Annotated in this window: 18 protein-coding genes; 11 read left to right on the plus strand and 7 right to left on the minus strand. The window is 70.7% G+C overall.

Translation table 11 applies throughout. From position 1 onward, the window contains the following. Window position 1 precedes the first annotated feature (1 nt). Complete coding sequence (locus ACTXG6_RS21735; RefSeq protein WP_445189631.1) at window positions 2-580, plus strand: regulatory protein RecX; 579 nt, start codon at window positions 2-4, stop codon at window positions 578-580. Window positions 581-666: 86 nt separating this feature from the next. Here ACTXG6_RS21735 and ACTXG6_RS21740 read toward each other — a convergent pair whose 3' ends face one another. Continuing rightward, window positions 667-1,596, minus strand: coding sequence for a LysR family transcriptional regulator (locus ACTXG6_RS21740; RefSeq protein ID WP_445189632.1), 930 nt, complete (start codon window positions 1,594-1,596; stop codon window positions 667-669). Between the two features lie 77 nt (window positions 1,597-1,673). On the opposite strand from ACTXG6_RS21740, the gene ACTXG6_RS21745 reads away from it, so the two are divergent. The 6 genes from ACTXG6_RS21745 (at window position 1,674) to ACTXG6_RS21770 (ending at window position 8,883) form a co-directional block, all read left to right on the plus strand. Then, complete coding sequence (locus tag ACTXG6_RS21745) at window positions 1,674-2,396, plus strand: succinate dehydrogenase cytochrome b subunit (protein ID WP_445189633.1); 723 nt, start codon at window positions 1,674-1,676, stop codon at window positions 2,394-2,396. Between the two features lie 3 nt (window positions 2,397-2,399). Further along, on the plus strand, window positions 2,400-4,355 hold the full coding sequence (locus ACTXG6_RS21750) for a fumarate reductase/succinate dehydrogenase flavoprotein subunit (protein ID WP_445189634.1): 1,956 nt from the start codon (window positions 2,400-2,402) through the stop codon (window positions 4,353-4,355). Further along, window positions 4,352-5,107 (plus strand): succinate dehydrogenase/fumarate reductase iron-sulfur subunit, encoded by a 756-nt coding sequence (locus tag ACTXG6_RS21755; RefSeq protein WP_445189635.1) that lies wholly within the window; start codon window positions 4,352-4,354, stop codon window positions 5,105-5,107. Before ACTXG6_RS21750 ends, ACTXG6_RS21755 begins: the two co-directional genes overlap by 4 nt. Before the next feature lie 245 nt (window positions 5,108-5,352). Next, entirely contained in the window at window positions 5,353-6,153 is an 801-nt protein-coding gene (locus tag ACTXG6_RS21760; RefSeq protein ID WP_445189636.1) for a hypothetical protein, read from the plus strand. A 28-nt stretch (window positions 6,154-6,181) separates the two neighbouring features. Next, window positions 6,182-8,119: a fumarate reductase/succinate dehydrogenase flavoprotein subunit gene (locus ACTXG6_RS21765; RefSeq protein WP_445189637.1), complete on the plus strand. Its 1,938-nt coding sequence runs from the start codon at window positions 6,182-6,184 to the stop codon at window positions 8,117-8,119. Then, the gene (locus ACTXG6_RS21770) at window positions 8,116-8,883 is read left to right on the plus strand and encodes a succinate dehydrogenase/fumarate reductase iron-sulfur subunit (protein ID WP_445189638.1); all 768 of its coding nucleotides are present in this window, start codon (window positions 8,116-8,118) and stop codon (window positions 8,881-8,883) included. The genes ACTXG6_RS21765 and ACTXG6_RS21770 overlap by 4 nt, the downstream gene beginning before the upstream one ends. 200 nt (window positions 8,884-9,083) lie before the next feature. On the opposite strand, the gene ACTXG6_RS21775 is transcribed toward ACTXG6_RS21770, so the two are convergent. From ACTXG6_RS21775 to ACTXG6_RS21790, 4 genes are all read right to left on the minus strand, one after another. Next, window positions 9,084-9,965, minus strand: a complete 882-nt coding sequence (locus ACTXG6_RS21775) for an amino acid ABC transporter permease (protein ID WP_445189639.1) — start codon at window positions 9,963-9,965, stop codon at window positions 9,084-9,086. Continuing rightward, window positions 9,962-10,609 (minus strand): amino acid ABC transporter permease, encoded by a 648-nt coding sequence (locus tag ACTXG6_RS21780; RefSeq protein ID WP_445189640.1) that lies wholly within the window; start codon window positions 10,607-10,609, stop codon window positions 9,962-9,964. Before ACTXG6_RS21780 ends, ACTXG6_RS21775 begins: the two co-directional genes overlap by 4 nt. Before the next feature lie 82 nt (window positions 10,610-10,691). Further along, entirely contained in the window at window positions 10,692-11,579 is an 888-nt protein-coding gene (locus ACTXG6_RS21785) for a glutamate ABC transporter substrate-binding protein (protein ID WP_445189641.1), read from the minus strand. A gap of 127 nt (window positions 11,580-11,706) precedes the next feature. After that, window positions 11,707-12,435 carry an amino acid ABC transporter ATP-binding protein gene (locus tag ACTXG6_RS21790; RefSeq protein ID WP_445189642.1) on the minus strand — a complete coding sequence of 243 codons (729 nt, stop codon included), beginning with the start codon at window positions 12,433-12,435 and terminating at the stop codon, window positions 11,707-11,709. Window positions 12,436-12,599: 164 nt separating this feature from the next. On the opposite strand from ACTXG6_RS21790, the gene ACTXG6_RS21795 reads away from it, so the two are divergent. Then, on the plus strand, window positions 12,600-13,280 hold the full coding sequence (locus ACTXG6_RS21795) for a response regulator transcription factor (protein WP_445189643.1): 681 nt from the start codon (window positions 12,600-12,602) through the stop codon (window positions 13,278-13,280). 10 nt (window positions 13,281-13,290) lie between these two features. Further along, window positions 13,291-14,697, plus strand: a complete 1,407-nt coding sequence (locus ACTXG6_RS21800; protein WP_445189644.1) for a sensor histidine kinase — start codon at window positions 13,291-13,293, stop codon at window positions 14,695-14,697. Here ACTXG6_RS21800 and ACTXG6_RS21805 read toward each other — a convergent pair. Further along, window positions 14,694-15,677, minus strand: a complete 984-nt coding sequence (locus tag ACTXG6_RS21805; protein ID WP_445189645.1) for a TAXI family TRAP transporter solute-binding subunit — start codon at window positions 15,675-15,677, stop codon at window positions 14,694-14,696. The genes ACTXG6_RS21800 and ACTXG6_RS21805 overlap by 4 nt on opposite strands. A gap of 746 nt (window positions 15,678-16,423) precedes the next feature. Between ACTXG6_RS21805 and miaB the strand changes: the two genes are divergently transcribed. Both miaB and ACTXG6_RS21815 read left to right on the plus strand, forming a co-directional pair. Further along, the gene (miaB, locus tag ACTXG6_RS21810; protein WP_445189646.1) at window positions 16,424-17,923 is read left to right on the plus strand and encodes a tRNA (N6-isopentenyl adenosine(37)-C2)-methylthiotransferase MiaB; all 1,500 of its coding nucleotides are present in this window, start codon (window positions 16,424-16,426) and stop codon (window positions 17,921-17,923) included. Beyond that, complete coding sequence (locus ACTXG6_RS21815) at window positions 17,920-18,396, plus strand: Rv2732c family membrane protein (RefSeq protein ID WP_445189647.1); 477 nt, start codon at window positions 17,920-17,922, stop codon at window positions 18,394-18,396. The genes miaB and ACTXG6_RS21815 overlap by 4 nt, the downstream gene beginning before the upstream one ends. Window positions 18,397-18,512: 116 nt before the next feature. On the opposite strand, the gene ACTXG6_RS21820 is transcribed toward ACTXG6_RS21815, so the two are convergent. Beyond that, window positions 18,513-19,877 (minus strand): DUF349 domain-containing protein, encoded by a 1,365-nt coding sequence (locus tag ACTXG6_RS21820; protein ID WP_445189648.1) that lies wholly within the window; start codon window positions 19,875-19,877, stop codon window positions 18,513-18,515. Between the last annotated feature and the right edge of the window lie 373 nt (window positions 19,878-20,250).

The raw sequence follows: 20,250 nt of genomic DNA on the forward strand, positions 1-20,250 counted from the left end.
CGTGCGACGGGAACCGACCCGGGCATCGACCAATCCGGCAGGTGAGCAGGCGGATCCGGACGGCGATCCGGAGACGGCGGCCCGGGCGATCTGCCTGCGACTGCTCACCGACCGGGCGCGTACCCGTGCCGAGCTGGCCGGGGTGCTACGCAAACGCGGCATCCCGGACTCGGTGGCCGAAGGGGTGCTCAGCCGGTTCTCCGAGGTCGGGCTGATCGACGATGCCACCTTCGCCGAGCAGTGGGTGCGCACCCGGCACTCGACGCGGGGGCTGGCCCGCCGCGCGCTGGCCGCCGAGCTGCGCCGCAAGGGCGTGGACGGCGAGGTGGCGGGTCAGGCTGTCGCGGCGCTGGACCGGGACAGCGAGGCCCGGCGGGCACGGGAGCTGGTGGACCGCCGGCTGCGCACGCTCTCGGCGAACGACGCCAGGGTGGTGCCAAGGCTGGTCGGCATGCTCGCCCGCAAGGGCTACCCGTCGGGGCTGTCCTACCAGGTGGTCCGGGAGGCGCTGCGCGAACACGGCGTGGACGGTGTGCCGGACGAGGCCGACTTCGAGCTCGACCACCTCGGCGACAGCTGATCCCGGCGACAGCTGATCCCAGCGACAGCTGATCCCAGCGACAGCTGACCCCGGCGACAGCTGACCCCGGCGACAGCTGACCCCGGTCAGCGCCGCAGCACGGTGATGTCGGCGTCGAGCCGGCCGCTGGCGGGCAGCGCGCGCAGGAACGACAGCAGCACCCCGTCGAACGCCGCCGTGGCATGCGTCGGGGCGACCTCGGCGCGGCGCGCCAGCGCGACGGTGCGATACAGCGGCGGGGTCAGCGTGGTGCGGCGCAGCCGCGGCCGGCCGGCGAACACCAGGTCGGGTACCACCGCGACGCCGGTCCCCGCTTCGACCAGCCGGAGCACGGCGTCCATCTCGCCGCCCTCCACCGCGAACCGGGGCGCCACGCCGGCCTCCCGGTAGGCCTGCAGCGTGACCTCCCGCAGGTCATAGCCCTCGCGCACCATGACCAGCGACCGCCGGGACAGCTCGGTGATGGTCATCGACCCCCGGCTGGACGGCGGCCGACCGGACCGAGGTGACGCCACCGACAGCCGCTCGCGCAGCAGCGGGGTGATGTGCAGCGCGGGGTCGAGGCCGGTCGGCGGCACGATCACCAGCGCCACGTCGAGGGCACCCCGGGCGAGGTCGTGCACCAGTGGCTGCGATCCGTTCTCGGCCAGCACCAAGTGGATCTCCGGGTGCTGCTCGTGGAACACCCGCAGCACGTCGGCCAGCACACCGATGCACAGGGAGGGGGTGGCACCGACCCGCAGGCGCCCCCGGCGCAGACCGACGATCTCGGCGACGGCGGTGTGCGCGCTGTCCGCGTCGGCGAGCATCCGCCGCGCCAGCGGGAGCACGGCCTCGCCGGCCGGCGTGAGTGTGATGCTCTTGCCGCGGTTCACCAGCGGGGCGCCCAGTTCGTCCTCCAGCGCCTTGAGCTGCCGGGACAGTGTGGGCTGGGCGACACCGACAAGTTCCGCCGCCTGAGTGAAGCTGCGCACGTCGGCAACCGCGACGAAGTAGCCGAACTGCTGAAGTGTCACTTGTATAGCGTACGTGCATCGAAGTCAGTGCCTCGATGCATTGGACGGCCGGATCGTCCGATAGTGCACTGGAGTTCGTGAAATCCCTAGTCTTCAGCAGGCAGACCGCGGTGGGGGTGACGCCACCGGCCCGGCACGTGAAGCTGCCGTCGGTCCTGCTCAAGTTCGTGATGGCGGTCAGCGGCGGGTTCATGCTGCTGTACCTCGTCCTGCACATGGTCGGGAACCTGAAGATCTTCCTCGGCGCCGCCGCGCTGGACGGGTATGCGGCCTGGCTGCGCACCATCCTGGAGCCGGTGGTGCCCTACGGGGGCACGCTGTGGCTCGTCCGGTTCCTGCTGGCGGTGTCGGTCCTGGCGCACATCTGGTCGGCGGCCCTGCTCACCGTGCGCGCCCGCCAGGCCCGGCCGGTGAAGTACGCGGTGCGCAACAAGGTCCCCGGCAGCTACGCGGCGCGGACCATGCGCTGGGGCGGCGTGATCGTGGTGCTGTTCGTGATCTACCACCTGCTCGATCTGACCACCGGCACGCTGAACCCGCACGGGGTTCACCTGCAGGTCTACGACAACCTGCACGCCGACTTCACCCCCGGGCGCTGGTACGTGACGCTCTTCTACGTCCTCGCCGTGGTGGCCGTCGGGTTTCACATCCGGCACGGCCTGTGGAGCGCGCTGCAGACGCTCGGCTGGTCCAACAACGCCAGGCAGGCGCGGCTGAAAGCCGTCTCCACCGCCTTCGCCGTCCTGCTCACCGTCGGATTTCTGTCCGTACCGCTCGCTGTCACCTTCGGATTGGTCTAGGTCATGAACTTCTCCGAGTACACCGTCGGTTCGCCGATCGCGGACATGGTCGCCCCGGACGGGCCCATCGAGACCCGCTGGGAGCGCCGCCGCTTCGACATGAAGCTGGTCAACCCGGCCAACAAGCGCAAGCTGCACGTCATCGTGGTCGGCACCGGCCTGGCCGGCGGGGCGGCCGGGGCGTCGCTGGGGGAGCTGGGGTACCAGGTCAGCTCGTTCTGCTACCAGGACAGCCCGCGCCGGGCGCACTCGATCGCCGCGCAGGGTGGGATCAACGCGGCGAAGAACTACCGCAACGACGGCGACAGCGTGTTCCGGCTGTTCTACGACACGGTCAAGGGCGGCGACTTCCGGGCCCGTGAGTCCAACGTGCACCGCCTCGCCGAGATCAGCCGGCAGATCATCGACCAGTGCGTGGCGCAGGGCGTGCCGTTCGCCCGCGAGTACGGCGGCCTGCTGGACACCCGCTCCTTCGGCGGGGTGCAGGTGTCGCGCACCTTCTACGCCAGGGGCCAGACCGGACAACAGCTGCTGATCGGCGCGTACCAGGCGCTGGAGCGCCAGATCGGCCCTGTCAACGGAGCCGGCAACGTGAAGATGCACTCCCGGCACGAGATGCTCGAGCTGATCGTGGTGGACGGGCGGGCTCGCGGCATCGTGGCCAGGGACATGGTCACCGGCGAGATCAGCACCCACCTCGCCGACGCCGTGGTGCTGGCCTCCGGCGGCTACGGCAACGTCTTCTACCTCTCCACCAACGCCAAGGGCTGCAACGTCACCGCATCCTGGCGGGCGCACCGCAAGGGCGCGCTGTTCGCCAACCCGTGTTACACGCAGATCCACCCCACCTGCATCCCGGTCTCCGGCGACCACCAGTCGAAGCTGACCCTGATGTCGGAGTCGCTGCGCAACGACGGGCGGGTCTGGGTACCCGAGCGGGCGGGCGACGACCGCGCGCCGAACGACATCCCGCACGCGGAGCGGGACTACTTCCTGGAGCGGATGTACCCGGCGTTCGGCAACCTGGTGCCCCGCGACATCGCCAGCCGGGCCGCCAAGAAGATGTGCGACGAGAAGCGCGGCGTCGGCCCGACCGGGCTCGGCGTGTACCTGGACTTCGACGACGCGATCCAGCGGATGGGCCGACCGGCCGTCGAGGCCAAGTACGGGAACCTGTTCCAGATGTACGAGCGCATCACCGGCGAGGACCCCTACCAGGTGCCGATGCGCATCTTCCCGGCCGTGCACTACACGATGGGCGGCCTGTGGGTGGACTACGACCTGCAGAGCACCATCCCCGGCCTGTACGTCGCCGGCGAGGCCAACTTCTCCGACCACGGGGCCAACCGGCTCGGCGCCTCGGCCCTGATGCAGGGGCTGGCCGACGGCTACTTCGTGCTGCCGAACACGATCGGCGACTACCTGGCCAGCAACAAGCTGGACCCGGTCGCCCCCGATGCGCCCGAGGTGGTGGCGGCCGAGCGGGAGGTGAGCGACCGGATCGAGCGGCTGCTGTCCATCAAGGGCAACCGGACCGTCGACTCGTTCCACCGCGAGCTGGGCCACCTGATGTGGGACTACTGCGGCATGGAGCGCAGCGACGAGGGCCTGCGCAAGGCGCTGGACCGCATCCCGGAGCTGCGCCGCGAGTTCTGGACCAACGTGACGGTGCCGGGTACCGGCGCCGCGCTCAACCAGAGCCTGGAGAAGGCCGGCCGGGTCGCCGACTTCCTCGAGCTCGCCGAGCTGATGTGCCTGGACGCGCTGCACCGCACCGAGTCCTGCGGTGGGCACTTCCGCGCCGAGAGCCAGACCGAGGACGGCGAGGCGGAGCGCGACGACGAGAACTTCTCCTACGCCGCCGCCTGGGAGTACGCCGGTGCGGGTCAGGCGCCGGTGCTCCACAAGGAGGAGCTGGACTTCGAGTACGTGCACCCGAGCAAGCGGAGCTACAAGTGAGACTGAAACTGCGGGTCTGGCGTCAGGACGACACCAAGGCCAAGGGCAAACTCGTCCGCTACGAGGTCGAGGACGCGACCGAGGACATGTCGTTCCTCGAGCTGCTGGATGTGCTGAACGAGAAGCTCATCCTGCGCGGCGAGGAGCCGGTGGCGTTCGACCACGACTGCCGCGAGGGCATCTGCGGCGCGTGCAGCATGGTCATCGACGGGGAGCCGCACGGCCCGGCGAAGGCCACCACCACGTGCCAGCTGCACCTGCGCCAGTTCGCCGACGGCGACACGATCACCGTGGAGCCGTTCCGCTCCGGCGCCTTCCCGGTGCTGCGCGACCTGGTGGTGGACCGCGCCGCGTTCGACCGGATCATCCAGGCCGGCGGCTACATCACCGCACCGACCGGGTCCGCCCCGGACGCCGCCGCGATGCTGGTGCCGAAGACCGCCGCCGACCGCTCGTTCGCCGCCGCGAACTGCATCGGCTGCGGGGCCTGCGTGGCGGCCTGCCCGAACGGCTCGGCGTCGCTGTTCCTCGGCGCGAAGATCACCCACCTCGGCGAATTGCCGCAGGGACAGCCGGAGCGCTACGAGCGGGTGCTCAGGATGGTCGAGGCCCACGACGACGCCGGCTTCGGCGGCTGCACGAACACCGGCGCCTGCACCACCGTCTGCCCGAAGGAGATCCCGCTCGACGTGATCTCCCAGCTGAACCACGACTACCTGGCCGCGAAGGTGGGTGGTCGGGCGGCGAGCTGACGCGCGGCAGGCGCTACCGGCGCGGCCCGGTTCCCCATCGGCGGGACTGGGCCCCTCGGCATGCCCGCGTACTCGGGTGATCTTCATCCGGTCTTGTGAAACGCGTCTCGGCCTGGTCAAAGTTGCCGACCTGACACGGCTGCCCCGTGACGCGAGTCGTACGCTCCGTGAGATCCGAACGACACGGCGCGGTGCGTTCTCCGAGCGTATGGCGTCGACACCGAAGCAGATGAGGACTCTCCGACGTGTCATCCACCACAGAAGCGTCCGCCGGTCGGGCGCAGATCGCGGCCAGAACCCTCCGCACGGACCGATGGTGGCTGCCGCCGCTGATGACCGTCATCGGTCTCGCCGCGTGGGTCATCTACGCCACGGTCCGGGTGTTCATGCAGAAGTGGTACTGGGTGCCGGAGTACCACTACCTCACCCCGTTCTACTCGCCCTGTGTGTCGCTGGGTTGTGACCCGGAGGCATCACTGTTCGGGCGGTTCCTGCCGGACTGGCCGATCCTGCCGTTCGGCGCGATCACGCTGCCGTTCCTGCTGCTCTTCCGGCTCACCTGCTACTACTACCGCAAGGCGTACTACCGCAGCTTCTGGCAGTCCCCGCCGGCCTGCGCCGTCGCCGAGCCGCACGCGCGCTACACCGGTGAGACCCGCTTCCCGCTCCTCGGGCAGAACCTGCACCGCTACTTCTTCTACATCGCGGCTCTCATCTCGGTGGTCAACACCATCGACGCCGTGGAGGCGTTCAAGGGCAAGGGCGGCGGCTTCGGTGTCGGGCTGGGCACGCTGATCATCGTGGCCAACGTCGTCCTGCTGTGGGCCTACACCGCGTCCTGCCACTCCTGCCGCAGCATCATGGGCGGGCGGCTCAACCACTTCTCCAAGCACCCGGTTCGTTACTGGCTGTGGTCGCAGGTGACCAAGCTCAACGCCAAGCACCAGCAGCTGGCCTGGACCACGCTGGGCACCCTGGCGCTGACCGACTTCTACGTGATGGCGCTGGCGGCCGGCTGGTTCGCCGACCCGCGGATCGTGAACTGAGGCGCCGGACATGACAACAGGTGAAGGCATGAGCGAGTCCACAAGCGAAGCATCGGCAGCGACCGACATCGAGCGGCACTCCTACGACGTCGTGGTGATCGGGGCCGGCGGCGCCGGGCTACGGGCCGCGATCGAGGCCCGGCTGCAGGGCAAGAGGACCGCGATCATCAGCAAGTCGCTGTTCGGCAAGGCGCACACCGTCATGGCCGAGGGTGGCTGCGCGGCGTCGATGGGCAACGTGAACCCCCACGACAACTGGCAGGTGCACTACCGCGACACCATGCGCGGCGGCAAGTTCCTGAACAACTGGCGGATGGCCGAGCTGCACGCCAAGGAGGCGCCGGACCGGGTCTGGGAGCTGGAGACCTACGGCGCGCTGTTCGACCGCACCAAGGACGGCAAGATCAGCCAGCGGAACTTCGGCGGGCACACCTACCCCCGGCTGGCGCACGTCGGTGACCGGACGGGCCTCGAGCTCATCCGCACCCTGCAGCAGAAGATCGTGTCGCTGCAGCAGGAGGACTTCAAGGAGACCGGGGACTACGAGTCCAAGATCAAGGTCTTCCACGAGTGCACCATCACCGACCTGATCAAGACCGACGGCAAGATCTCGGGTGCGTTCGGCTACTGGCGCAACACCGGCGGGTTCATCCTGTTCGAGACCGCCGCCGTGGTGCTGGCCACCGGCGGTATCGGCAAGTCGTTCAAGACGACGAGCAACTCGTGGGAGTACACCGGAGACGGCCACGCGCTGGCCCTGCGCGCCGGCGCGACGCTGATCAACATGGAGTTCATCCAGTTCCACCCGACCGGCATGGTCTGGCCGCTGTCGGTGAAGGGACTGCTGGTCACCGAGTCGGTCCGGGGCGACGGCGGGGTGCTGCGCAACTCCGAGGGCAAGCGGTTCATGTTCGACTACGTGCCGGACGTGTTCAAGGACCAGTACGCCACCACCGAGGAGGAGGGTGACCGCTGGTACACCGACGCGGACAACAACCGGCGCCCGCCGGAGCTGCTGCCGCGCGACGAGGTGGCCAGGGCGATCAACTCCGAGGTCAAGGCCGGTCGCGGCTCACCCCAGGGCGGCGTCTACCTGGACGTCTCCACCCGGATGAAGCCCGAAGAGATCATCAAGCGGCTGCCGTCGATGCACCACCAGTTCAAGGAGCTGGCCGACGTCGACATCACCAAGGAGCCGATGCAGGTCGGCCCCACGTGCCACTACGTGATGGGTGGCGTCGAGGTCGACCCGGACACCGGCGCCTCGAAGGTGCCCGGCCTGTTCGCCGCCGGTGAGTGCTCCGGCGGCATGCACGGCTCGAACCGCCTCGGCGGCAACTCGCTGTCCGACCTGCTGGTCTTCGGGCGCAGGGCCGGGATCGGCGCGGTCGACTACCTGACCGGGCTGGGTGGCGCCCCGGCGGTGAACGAGCACGACGTGGCCGCCGCGCACGACCGGGCCCTGCTGCCGTTCCACACGGCCGGCGGCGAGAACCCCTACACCGTGCACATCGAGCTGCAGCAGACGATGAACGACCTGGTCGGCATCATCCGCAAGGGCGACGAGATGGAGATGGCCCTCAAGAAGCTCGAGGACTTCGCCACCCGCACCCGCCAGGTCGCGGTGGAGGGCCACCGGGAGTTCAACCCCGGCTGGCACCTCGCGCTGGACCTGCGGAACATGCTGCTCGTGTCGCTCTGTGTGGCCAAGGCCGCCCTGGAGCGCACCGAGAGCCGGGGCGGGCACACCCGCGACGACTACCCGGTGATGGACTCCGACTGGCGGCACGTGCTGCTGGTGCTGTCCGCCAACGGCGAGGACGACGTGCACCTGCGGCGCCAGGAGCAGATCGCCATGCGCGGCGAGCTGCTGGATCTGTTCGAGCTCGACGAGCTGAAGAAGTACTACACCGGTGAAGAGCTCGGCGATCACAGGGCTGACGCCGGGAAGGGCGGTTCGGCATGAGCACCTACTCGGCGCACTTCCGGGTCTGGCGCGGCGACTCGGAGAAGGGTGACCTGGTCGACTACCAGGTCGACGTGAACGAGGGCGAGGTCGTCCTCGACATCATCCACCGGCTGCAGCAGACCCAGGCCGGCGACCTGGCGGTGCGGTGGAACTGCAAGGCCGGCAAGTGTGGCTCGTGCAGCGCCGAGGTCAACGGCCGGCCTCGGCTGATGTGCATGACCCGGATGAACACCTTCACCGAGGACGAGGTCGTCACGGTGACCCCGCTGCGGACCTTCCCGGTGGTCCGTGACCTGGTCACCGATGTCGAGTTCAACTATCAGAAGGCGCGCGAGATCCCGGCCTTCGCGCCGCCGGTCGGGGTGGCTCCGGGCGAGTACCGGATGCAGCAGGTCGACGTGGAGCGGAGCCAGGAGTTCCGCAAGTGCATCGAGTGCTACCTGTGCCAGAACACCTGTCACGTGGTGCGCGACCACGAGGAGAACAAGGCCGAGTTCGCCGGGCCGCGGTACCTGATGCGCATCGCCGAGCTGGACATGCACCCGCTGGACTCCGCCGACCGGCAGCGGGCGGCCCAGGAGGAGCACGGCCTCGGCTACTGCAACATCACCAAGTGCTGCACCGAGGTCTGCCCCGAGCACATCAAGATCACCGACAACGCGCTCATCCCGCTGAAGGAGCGTGTGGTCGACCGCAAGTACGACCCGCTGGTGTGGTTGGGCAGCAAGATCTTCAAGCGCGGCGAGAAGACCGACGCCTGAGGCGCTGAGCCGACGAAGGGGCGCCGCCCCGACCACACCGGTCGGGGCGGCGCCCCATCTTTGTCATTCGGCGGCCGTCGTTCGTCGAGTTCAACCCCAGCGGCTCTCGATCATGGTGCGCGGCCGGCTGTGGTTGAACTCGGCGAAGTTCATGGCCCGGCACCGCCCCCTGTGGCGTATAGCTACGCAGAGCTGAGCGGTCAGTCCGTGGACTGTGCGGCGACCACTTCACCCTCCGCCTTGGCCTTGGCGGCCGGGTCCAGTGCGGCGATCTTGGGGTTGCGGCGGGTGCGCCGCTCCAGGTAGTTGGCCAGCATGGAGAGCAGCAGACACATCGCGATGTAGATCACCGCCACCACCATGGCCACCGGCAGGATCGGTGAGCCCAGCTGACCCTGGCTGCCGAGGAAACGAGCCTGGTAGAGCAGCTCCGGGTAGAGGATCAGGAACCCGAGCGCGGTGTCCTTGAGCACCACGACGAGCTGGCTGACGATGGTCGGCAGCATCGCGCGGAGCGACTGGGGCAGCAGCACGTTCGTCATGACCTGGGTCTTGCGCATGCCCAGCGCGTAGGCGGCCTCGCGTTGGCCCTTCGGCAGTGCGAGCACGCCGGCGCGGAAGATCTCGGCGAGCACCGACCCGTTGTAGAGCGTCAGGCCGAGCACCAGCGCCCAGAACGTGCTGATGTTGAAGCCGAGACTGCGGGATACCCCGTAGAACAGAATGAAGATCAGCACCAGCAGCGGGATCGCGCGGAAGAACTCCACCACGACCGTCGCGGGCCGGCTGACCCAGCGGTGTTCGGACAGGCGGCCGGCGGCGAGGACGGCACCGGAGACCAGGGCGAGCACCGCGGCCACCGCGAAGGCTGCCAAGGTAGCGAGCAGCGAGTTCAGCAGCAGGATCTGGATCGCGGAGTACTGGATCCACTCCCATTCCCGCGCGGAGAACTGGCCGGTGACGATCAGTCGGTAGATCACGAAGCCGATCGCCGCCACGATCAGCACGACGCCGACCACGCCGGTGCCCGCGTTGCGCACCCGGGCCTTGGGACCCGGGATGTCGTACAGCACCGCGGTCATCGGGCCGCGCTCCAGCGCTGGTCCAGCCGCCGTTGCAGCAGGGTGAGCGGGATGACCAGGATCAGGAAGCCGAGGGCCACCCAGAGCAGGCCGACCAACACGCTGTAGCCCCGGTCGGACAGCGTGCTGTAGATGCCGCCGGCCTCGATCACCGAGAAGCCGGCGGCGATCGTGGTGTTCTTCAGCAGCGCGATCTCGATGTTCGTCAGCGGCGGGACGACCGCTCGCACGGCCTGCGGAAGGACGATGCTGGACAGCGTCTGGTTGAAGGTGAAGCCGAGCGCACGGGATGCCTCGGCCTGCCCGACCGGCACCGTGTTGATGCCCGAGCGGACCACCTCACAGACGAACGCCGAGGTGTAGACGATCAGAGCCAGGCAGGCCCGGGTGAAGAACGAGAGGTCCGCGATCTCCAGCCTCGGATAGGCGAAGGCGAAGAGCAGCAGGACCAGGGTGAGCGGGGTGTTGCGGACCGTGTTGACGTAGGCCGCGCCGAACGTGCGCAGGATCGGCACCGGGCTGACCCGCATGCCGGCCAGGACCGTGCCGCCGATCAACGACCCGACCGCGGCCACGACGAAGAGCTTGATCGTGCCGAGGAAACCCTGACCGAACAGCCCGAGATTGTCGAGGAGGACGTTCACCGGCAAAGCTCCTTGTCGGAGACTGGGCCCGTCGGGGTGGTGGCCGGCAGTACCGCGCCAGCCACCACCCCGGACGGCCGGGTCAGTAGCGCTCGAGCTTGGGCGGGCTGGCCGGCGAGCCGGACTTGCCCAGCGTGCCGTCGTAGATCTTCTGCCAGGTGCCGTCGTCGAACGAGGCCTGCAGGATGTCGTTGACCTTGCCGCGCAGTGCGGAGTCGTCCTTGGGTAGGCCGACGCCGTAGGGCTCGGTGGAGAACGCGTCACCGACCAGCTTCAGCTTGTCGGGCTGCTGTGCGGCGTAGCCCTTGAGGATCGCGTCGTCGGTGGTGAGCACGTCGACCTGGCTGTTGAGCAGCTGGTCGACGCACTGGCTGTAGGTCTGGAACTGGACGATGTTGGCGGCCTCGGTGAGCTGTTGCTGCTGCACCCGCTGGATCGGCGTGGACCCGGTGACCGAGCAGACCTTCTTGCCCTTCAGGGTGTCCTTGCCGGTGATCGCGGTCTCGTCCTTGCGGACCAGCAGGCCCTGGCCGGACACGAAGTACGGGCCGGCGAACGACACGCTGTTCTTGCGCTTGGCGTTGATGGTGTAGGTGCCGACGTAGTAGTCGACGTCGCCGCGGGAGATGGCGTCCTCACGGGCGGCCGACGGCACGGTCTTGAAGGTGATCTTGTCGGTGCCGTAGCCGAGCTTGGCGGCCACCAGGCGGGCCACCTCGATGTCGAAGCCGGAGTACTCGCCGGTGGTCGCGTCCTTGAACCCGAGGCCCGGCTGGTCGTCCTTCACACCCACGACCACGCCGCCGCGCTGCTTGATCTTGTCGAAGGTGGGGGAGCCGGCCACCTGCACGTCGGCGGCCGCCGGCTCACTGACGACGGAGCCGCCGCCTCCGGGGCTGCCTTCCTTGCCACACGCGGTCAGGGACAGGGCGCCGACGAGCAGGCCGACGGCGAGCGATCTCCACTTCATCCGGTTCTCCAATTCTTGTTGTCGCCAAGGCGACACGTGGTGTGCTCGGAACCCGTGCCCGGGTGAGTAGTGCTCAGGTGAGCCGTGCTCGGGTGAGGGGGCGGCGGGCGCTCGGTGGCCGCCCCGGCTAGTGGGTGAGGATCTTGCCGAGGAAGTCCTTGGCCCGCGCCGAGCGCGGCTTGGTGAAGAAGTCGTCCGGGGTGGCGTCCTCGACGATCTCGCCGTCGGCCATGAACACCACCCGGTGCGCGGCGCGGCGGGCGAAGCCCATCTCGTGGGTGACCACCAGCATGGTCATGCCCTCCCTGGCCAGCCCGGTCATCACGTCCAGCACCTCCTGGACCATCTCCGGGTCCAGTGCCGAGGTGGGCTCGTCGAACAGCATCACCTTGGGCCGCATGGCCAGCGCCCTGGCGATCGCGGCCCGCTGCTGCTGGCCGCCGGACAGCTGGGCCGGGTACTTGTCCCGCTGGTTGGCGATGCCCACCCGCTCGAGCAGTTCGAGGCCGCGTTGCTCCGCCTCCGCCTTCGGTGACTTGCGCACCTTCAGCGGGGCGAGCGTGACGTTCTCCAGGATCGTCTTGTGCGCGAACAGGTTGAAGCTCTGGAACACCATGCCCACATCGGCGCGCAACCGGGCCAGGTCCTTGCCCTCGGCGGGTAACGGCTGGCCGTCCACCTTGATGGTGCCGCTGTCGATCGGCTCCAGCCGGTTGATGGCCCGGCACAGCGTCGACTTACCCGAGCCGGACGGCCCGAGCACCACCACGACCTGGCCGGCCGCTACTTCGAGATCGATGTCCTTGAGCACGTGCAGCTCGCCGAAGTGTTTGTCGACGTGCTGGATCTGGATCATGGGAGCACCGGCAGGTCCGGGTCGATCCACGGTCTCAGCGTCCTCTCAGTAGAGGATAGGTTGGGCGAGGCTAAGCGGCGCCGGTCACTATCGTCCAGGGCTTTGAGCAACACTTAGGGTCTCAACTCGGTCACGCGTGAGTGATCTATTACCAGGAGCGACAGTTGCGGATTCTGCTGGTCGAGGACGACGACCGGGTTGCAGCGGCGTTACGGCCGGCGTTGCGGCGGCATGGTATGAGCATCACGCGGCTGTCCGGCGGCCGGGATGTGGTGGCCCATCTCGGCGACGTCGACGTGGTACTGCTCGATCTTGGACTGCCAGACGTGGACGGGGTGGACGTGTGCCGCACCATCCGGGAGACCTGTGATGTGCCGATCATCATCGTGTCCGCGCGGGGTGAGGTCGACGACCGCATCCTGGGGCTGCACTCCGGCGCGGACGACTACCTGGTGAAGCCGTACGACGTGGGCGAGCTGGTCGCCAGGGTGGAGGCGGTGTACCGGCGGCGCCGCGCGGCACAGCCCGGGGCGATGGTCCCCGAGCTGATCGAGGTGGACGGGGTGGCCCTGGACCTGGCCCGGCACACCGTGGTGGTGGACGGGGAGTCGGTGACGCTGTCCCGCAAGGAGTTCCAGGTGCTCGCCCTGCTGGCCACCGCCGGTGGCGCGGTGTGCACCCGCAACCGGATCGTGGCCGAGGTGTGGGGCCGGAGCTGGCCGGGGGCGAACCGAACCCTGGACGTGCACGTGGCCACCCTGCGGACCAAACTCCGCCGGCCGGAGCTGGTGCAGACCGTGCGCGGTGTGGGCTACCGCCTCGGCCTGCCCGCCGCGGGCGAATAGAGGACGGGCGGTGCGGCGCCGGTTGCTGGTGACCGTGATGGTGCTGGTCGCCATGGTGCTGCTCGGGCTCGGCGTCCCGCTCGCGGTGGCCGGCGCCCGAGGTGCGCTGCAGGCCCAGTTCGTGGACCGCCTCGCCGACACCGTGCGGTTCGCCTCGCTGGCCCAGCGGCCGCTGGTGGAGGCCGACCCGGCGGCACTGCTGCCGGAGATGCAGCGCTACGACGAGGTCTACGGCATCTCGGTGGCGCTGGTGGCCAGGGACGGCGCGATCCTGGCCGCATCCCGGCCGGGGCTGGCGCTGTCCACCGCCGACCGGGTCCGGGTGGCGTTGGCCGGCCGCCGCTCCGAGCCGTACCCGCTGGTGCTGCCGTGGAACGGGGCGCCGATGCTGCTCGCCGAGCCGGTGCTGGTGGACGGCGAGGTGCGCGGCGCCGCCGTCACCGTCTCGCCCACCGACACGCTGCGCCACGACGTGCTCGCCGAGTGGCTGCTGCTGGTCGGCGCCGGCCTGGTCGCGCTGGCACTGGCCGCGCTCGGTGCACTGCCGGTGGTGCGCTGGATCCTGCGGCCGGTGCGGCGCCTCGACGCCGGGCTGTCCCGGGTGGCCGCGTCGGTGCTGTCCGGCGCGGCGGCCGAACCGGTCGGGGAGAGCCGGGGACCGGCCGAGCTACGCCAGCTCACCCGCTCGTTCGACCAGATGGCCGTCACCGTGACGCAGGCGCTGGCCGCCCAGCGCGCCTTCGTCGCGGATGCCTCGCACCAGCTGCGCAATCCGCTGACCGCGTTGCGGCTGCGGCTGAACAACCTGGACGGCAACGGCACCAACGCCGTCGAGGAGCAGGCGGCGGCGCTGGAGGAGGCCGACCGCCTCGGCGAGGTGCTGGACGGGCTGCTCGCGCTGGCCAGGGCGGAGCGGGCGCCGACGGAGCTGGCGTCGATCGAGCTGGACGCGGTGCTCGCCGACCGGTTGGACGCCTGGCGGGTGCTCGCCGAGCACGAGGGGCTGCGGTTGCGCCGCACCGGGCAGCCCGGGTTGCGGGCCCGCGCGCCCGCCGGTGCGGTGGAGACGGTGCTGGACGCGGTGTTGGACAACGCGATCAAGTTCAGTGCGCCGGGCGGCGAGGTCGAGGTGCACACCCGGCCCGCCGGTGAACACGTGCTGCTCACGGTCCGCGATCAGGGGCCCGGGCTGGCCCCGGACGAGCTCGAGCGGGCCACCGACCGGTTCTGGCGCAGCCCCGCCCAGCACAACGTGGACGGGTCCGGGCTCGGCCTCGCGATCGCGCTGAGCACGGTGCGCCGCGGCGGTGGTGAGCTGAGCCTCGAGTTGCCGGAGGGTGGCGGGCTGCGGGTCGCGGTGCGGCTGCCCGTCGCCGAACCCGGGCTGGCAGGCCCCGGGACGACCCTCGCGACCTAGTCGTACTCCTTGGCCGAGCGGTAGAAGCGCTCCGCGCCGGGGTGCAGCGGTACCGGCTGGGTACCGATGGCGGACCGGGTGTCGATGGCCCGGCCGGCCGGGCTCGCCCGGACCAGCCGGTCCCGCTCGGCGAACATCGCGGCCACCAGCCCGCCGGCCAGATCGTCCGGCAGCTCGGCGGCGACCAGCAGGAAGTTGCGCACGAACAGGGTCGTGACCGGGGCCGGGATGCCGTAGGTGGCGGCCGGCACAGTGCCCACGTCGTAGACCGGGTAGCGGGCGCGGATGGCCGGCACCACCGGGAGCAGGTCCAGCAGCCGGATGGGGCGCACGGCGGCCAGCCCGGTGAGCCCGCCGGTGGGCAGCCCGCCGGACCAGAAGAACGCGTCGATGGTGTTGTTGCGCAGCGCGACGACCGACTCGTCGATGCCCAGGGTGCTGGCCGAGAGGTCCTTCGCCGGGTTCAGCCCGGCCGCCGTGAGCAGGCGGTTCGCCGCCACGATGACCTGCGAGTCGGCCGCGCCGAGGGAGACCTGCCGGCCACGCAGGTCGGTGAGCCGGGTGATCGGCGAGTCCGCCGGCACCACCACCTGCAGCGCGTCGTCGTAGATTCGGGCCAGCGCGCGCGGTGCCCGGCCGGGCGGGCTCGCGGCGGTCAGCGCGGCGTCCGCGACGTCGGCCGCGCTGAAGATCACGTCGACCGACCTCGCGGCGAGCAGGGCGAGGTTCTCCACCGAGCCGGCGGTCGGGCGCACCACGGGATGCTCGGCCAGCCCCAGACCGTCCTGCCAGGCGTCCGCCAGTGCGCCGCCCAGCGTGTAGTACACCCCTTGCGACCCGCCGGTGCCCAGCGTCAGCCGGGTACCGGCGAACCGCGAGCCGCAGCCCAGCGCGCCGGCGCCGACCAGCGCGCCCATCGCCGCCAGCGCCCCGGCGCGCAGCACTGTGCGCCGCGACGGTGATCCCCCTGCGGCACGCACGCCGGCATCCTGCCTCGCGAGGGCTCGCTCGCGCTATCTCCACGGCCGGGTCCGGTCCCCGGCCGGGTGCTCGGCCGAGCCGACCGCCTTGCCGAGCCGACCGCTTTGCCGAGCCGACCGCCTTGCCGAGCCGACCGCCTTGCCGAGCCGACCGCCTTGCCGAGCCGACCGCCTTGCCGAGCCGACCGCCTTGCCGAGCCGACCGCCTTGCCCAGCCGACCGCGATCGTGACGACGGCCCTGCCGGGCCGACCGCCTTGCCGCGTGGCTAATTGGTGCCGGGCCCGACCTCGAGCGTGGCGGCGGTTCTCGGCGCGACTCGTCCGGTCGGGGGTGCACCTCAGGCCCCCGACCCGGGCGACTGGGCCTGATAGTAACGCCAGTACTATTTGACCTTGATAAACGCAGTACTGAGGTTACTGTCGAGGTTGTAGACGGCCCGAATCGGAACTGGCACCGGAACCGCGGCGGCCCGCGTCCGGCGCCGTGCCCGCCCGCCGTGCCCGCTGGGTCGTGCCCGAGCCCGCTCGATGTGCCCACCCGTTCCCGCCGTGCCGGACCCCACCCGCTGTGCCCACCCCCGCGGGCCGAACGCCATGTGCTCGGCGGAGGCCACCCGTCAAGCTTGCTTACCGACAGGTCCCCGGGGCCGGCCGGCACAGGTCCCGGCGGTTGCGGGGCATACCCTGGTGGTGCACCCGATTGACCGACCGCCGCCGCAGCCGGCGGACCCCGGAGAGGCTCAGCGTGACCCGCAGCTACGCGATCCGCACCTACGGATGTCAGATGAACGCACACGACTCCGAGCGGTTGGCAGGCATGCTCGAATCCGCCGGCTACGAGCCGGTGGCGGACGGCGCCGATCAGGCCGACGTGATCGTGTTCAACACCTGCGCGGTACGGGAGAACGCGGACAACCGGCTGTACGGCAACCTCGGCCACCTGCGCCCGGTGAAGGACGCGCACCCCGGCATGCAGATTGCGGTCGGCGGCTGCCTGGCGCAGAAGGACCGCGCCGAGATCGTGCGCCGGGCGCCCTGGGTGGACGTGGTGTTCGGCACCCACAACCTGGGCTCCCTGCCCGCGCTGCTCGAGCGCGCCCGGCACAACGAGGTCGCCCAGGTCGAGATCAAGGAGTCGCTGGAGGTCTTCCCGTCCAGCCTGCCGGCCCGGCGCGACTCGGCGTACTCGGCCTGGGTGTCGATCTCGGTGGGCTGCAACAACACCTGCACGTTCTGCATCGTGCCCTCGCTGCGCGGCACCGAGGTGGACCGCCGCCCCGGCGACGTGCTGGCCGAGGTGTCCGCGCTGGCCGCCGAGGGTGTGCTGGAGGTGACCCTGCTCGGGCAGAACGTGAACTCCTACGGCGTGGAGTTCGGCGACCGGGCCGCGTTCGGCAAGCTGCTGCGGGCCTGCGGCGAGATCGACGGGCTGGAGCGGCTGCGGTTCACCTCGCCGCACCCACGCGACTTCACCAGCGACGTGATCACCGCGATGGCCGAGACGCCGGTGGTCTGTCCGCAGCTGCACATGCCGCTGCAGTCCGGCTCCGACTCGATGCTGAAGGCGATGCGCCGGTCCTACCGGTCGGCCCGCTACCTGGGCATCCTGGACGAGGTGCGCGCCGCCATCCCGGACGCCGCGATCACCACCGACATCATCGTCGGCTTCCCGGGCGAGACCGACGCGGACTTCGAGGCCACCCTGGACGTGGTGCGGGCGGCCCGGTTCGCGAGCGCGTTCACCTTCCAGTACTCGCCCCGGCCCGGGACGCCGGCCGCCACGCTGGCCGACCAGGTGCCCAAGGCGGTCGTCACGCAGCGCTACCAACGGCTGGTCGCGGTGCAGGAGGAGATCTCCTGGGAGCTCAACCGCGAGCTGGTCGGGCGCACCGTGGAGCTGCTGGTCGCCCAGGGCGAGGGACGCAAGGACGCGGCGACCAGCCGGCTGAGCGGTCGCGCGCGGGACGGTCGGCTGGTGCACTTCGCGCCCGGCGCGGCCGTCGGAGCCGCTGCCGTGCGGCCCGGTGACGTGGTCGAGGCGACGATCACCTACGCGGCCCCGCACCACCTGGTGGCGGACGGGCCGCTGGTCGCGCACCGCCGGACCAGGGCCGGCGACCTGTACGGCCGCCCCGGCGCGGCCCCGGCCGCCGGCACGGGGGCCAACGTGACCGGTCTGGGGCTGCCCGGGATCGGCCGCCCCGGCGCGCTTTCGATGCAGTCTTCGGTGGGAGGTACCCGATGAGTTCGATGCCTGACGGTCTGGACCGGTTGGACCGGGAGCTGTCCGGTTACCGGGCGTGGCCGCGGCTCGACCCGGGTCCGGCGGCGATGGTCGTGTCCGTCGGGGTACTGCTGCTGCTGGTCGCGCACGCGTTGCCCTGGACGGGCTCGATCAGCGGCTGGAACGTACTGCTCGGCGACGGCCAGCTGGGCATCCTGCCCCGGCTCTTCGCGATCACCTCGCTGCTGTTCGGGGTGATCGGCTCGACCAGTGCGATCCTCACCCGGCTGTGGGCCATCGGCTGGGCGTGCGCGCTCGGCTGCGGGTTCTCGGTGGTCAACGGGCTGTGGGCGGTGTGGTCGCGCAACACCGCGCCGAACGGAGCGCCCGGGCCGGGAATCGGGCTGATCCTGTCGGTGCTGTGCATGGCGCTGCTGGCCATGATGTGGGTGCGGCTCGCCTGGTCCCGCCCCGGCGGCCGGGCGGACGGCTGACCGCCTCGGCTCTCGGCCGGGCGGACGGCTGACCGCCTCGGCTCGCGGCCGCACACCCGGTTCGGTTGCCGCGCACCCACTGCAGTGGGTGCGCGGCAACCAGAGTGGGTGTGTCCCTAGCGCTGGACGGCCTTCTCCGCGGTCGCCAGCCATTCGCGCCACTGCTCGGCCTGTCCCTCGGCCTGCGCGGCGCGGCGGGCGTCGCCGGCCGCCCTGGCCTTGGCCGCCTGGGTCTCGAACTGCTGCACCCGGTCCCGGAACTGCGCCACCCGGGCGTCCACCTCGGGGTCGGCGCGGCGCCAGCGGCGTTCGAGGTCCTCGCGGATCCGGTCCTCGACCGTCTTCAGCCGGTCCTCGAACTCCCGGATCCGCTCCCGGGGCACCTTGCCGGCCTCTTCCCAGCGCTCGTGGATCGAGCGCAGCGTGGCCCTGGCGTTGTCCGGGTTGCCGGTGTCGATCTGCTCGGCTTCCTTGAGCAGCTGTTCCTTGCGGGTCGCGTTGGCGGCGAACTCGGCGTCCCGCTCGTTGAACACCGCCGAGCGCCTGGTGAAGAACGCCTCCTGGGCGCCGCGGAAGCGCTGCCACAGTGAGTCGTCGGCGTCCTTCTGAGCCCGGCCGGCGGCCTTCCAGTCGGCCATCAGCTGCTTGTAGCGCACTGCGGTGGCACCCCAGTCGGTCGACTCGCTGAGGCTCTCCGCCTCCGTGACCAGCTCTTCTTTGCGGGCCTTCGCGGTGGCACGCAGCCGGTCCAGCTCGGCGAAGTGTGAGCCGCGGCGGCGGTTGAACGCGTCCCGGGCCCGGGAGAAACGCTTCCAGAGCTGCTCATCGGTCTTGCGGTCGATGCCGCGGATGGCCCGCCACTCGTCGAGGATGGCCTTGAAACGGTCGCCGGCCTGTTTCCACTGGGTGGTCTCGTTGGCCAGCTGCTCGGCCTCCTCGGCGAGCTCCTCCTTCCGGGCGATGGCCTGGGTCCGGACCGCCTCACGGGCCGACCGGGCCCCGCTGACCGCCTCCTCGGCCTGGCCGACCAAGGTGTCCAGGAAGCCGCAGAGGCCGGTGACGTCGCCGACAACGGCCGCATCGGCCAGCCCGTCGCGGAGCTGTCGGGCACTGGTCAGCGCGTGTTTGGGATCGCTGCCGCCGGTGCTCAGCCGGGCGGCGAGCAGCTCGGCCTCGGTGAGCAGGTCGTCGAACCGGCGGGCGAAGTGCGCCAACCCCTCGACCGGCTCACCGGCCTGCCAGCAGCCGACCGAGCGCTCGCCGTCGGAGGTACGCAGGAAGACCGTGCCGTCCTCGTCGACCCTGCCCCAGCGGGACGGATCGGAGCTGGCCTGCGGTACCGGGTGCACGATCGCCGTCGCCGGGGGTGCCGACGGAGCCACCACGGGGGCCGCGGCCGGGCCGGGTGCCGCCGGGGCCGGCCGGGGCGGTGCCGCCGGTGTCGGGCGCGGGCCGGGCGGCGGTGCCGGTCGCGGTGGCATCGGCCCGCCGGCGCGCGGCGCGGCCGGACCGGGCACCGGCCGGGGGGCCGGTGCGACCGGGCGAGGTGCGGGGCCAGGTTCGTGTTCCGTCCGGGGGGCCGGCGTCACCGAACCGGCCGGTGCCGTGTCCCGATCGGGCTGGGCTGCCTCCTCGGACTCGGTGCCCGACCGCTCGAGCCCCGCAACGTCCGTTCCGGTCCTCTCCTGATGCCCCACTATCGGCCTCCCTGATCCAGCCCGGTCGCCGTGGCGGTCGGGCGCTCCGCACGAGGCGGAGCCTGACGTTAGGGCACGCCCACCCGCGGGCCCGACCGCGATTGAAACAGCTCAGAGGGCATACCGAAACCAACTCCACCGCATCCGAGCAGTCAGC

Source organism: Pseudonocardia sp. Cha107L01 (assembly GCF_052566575.1).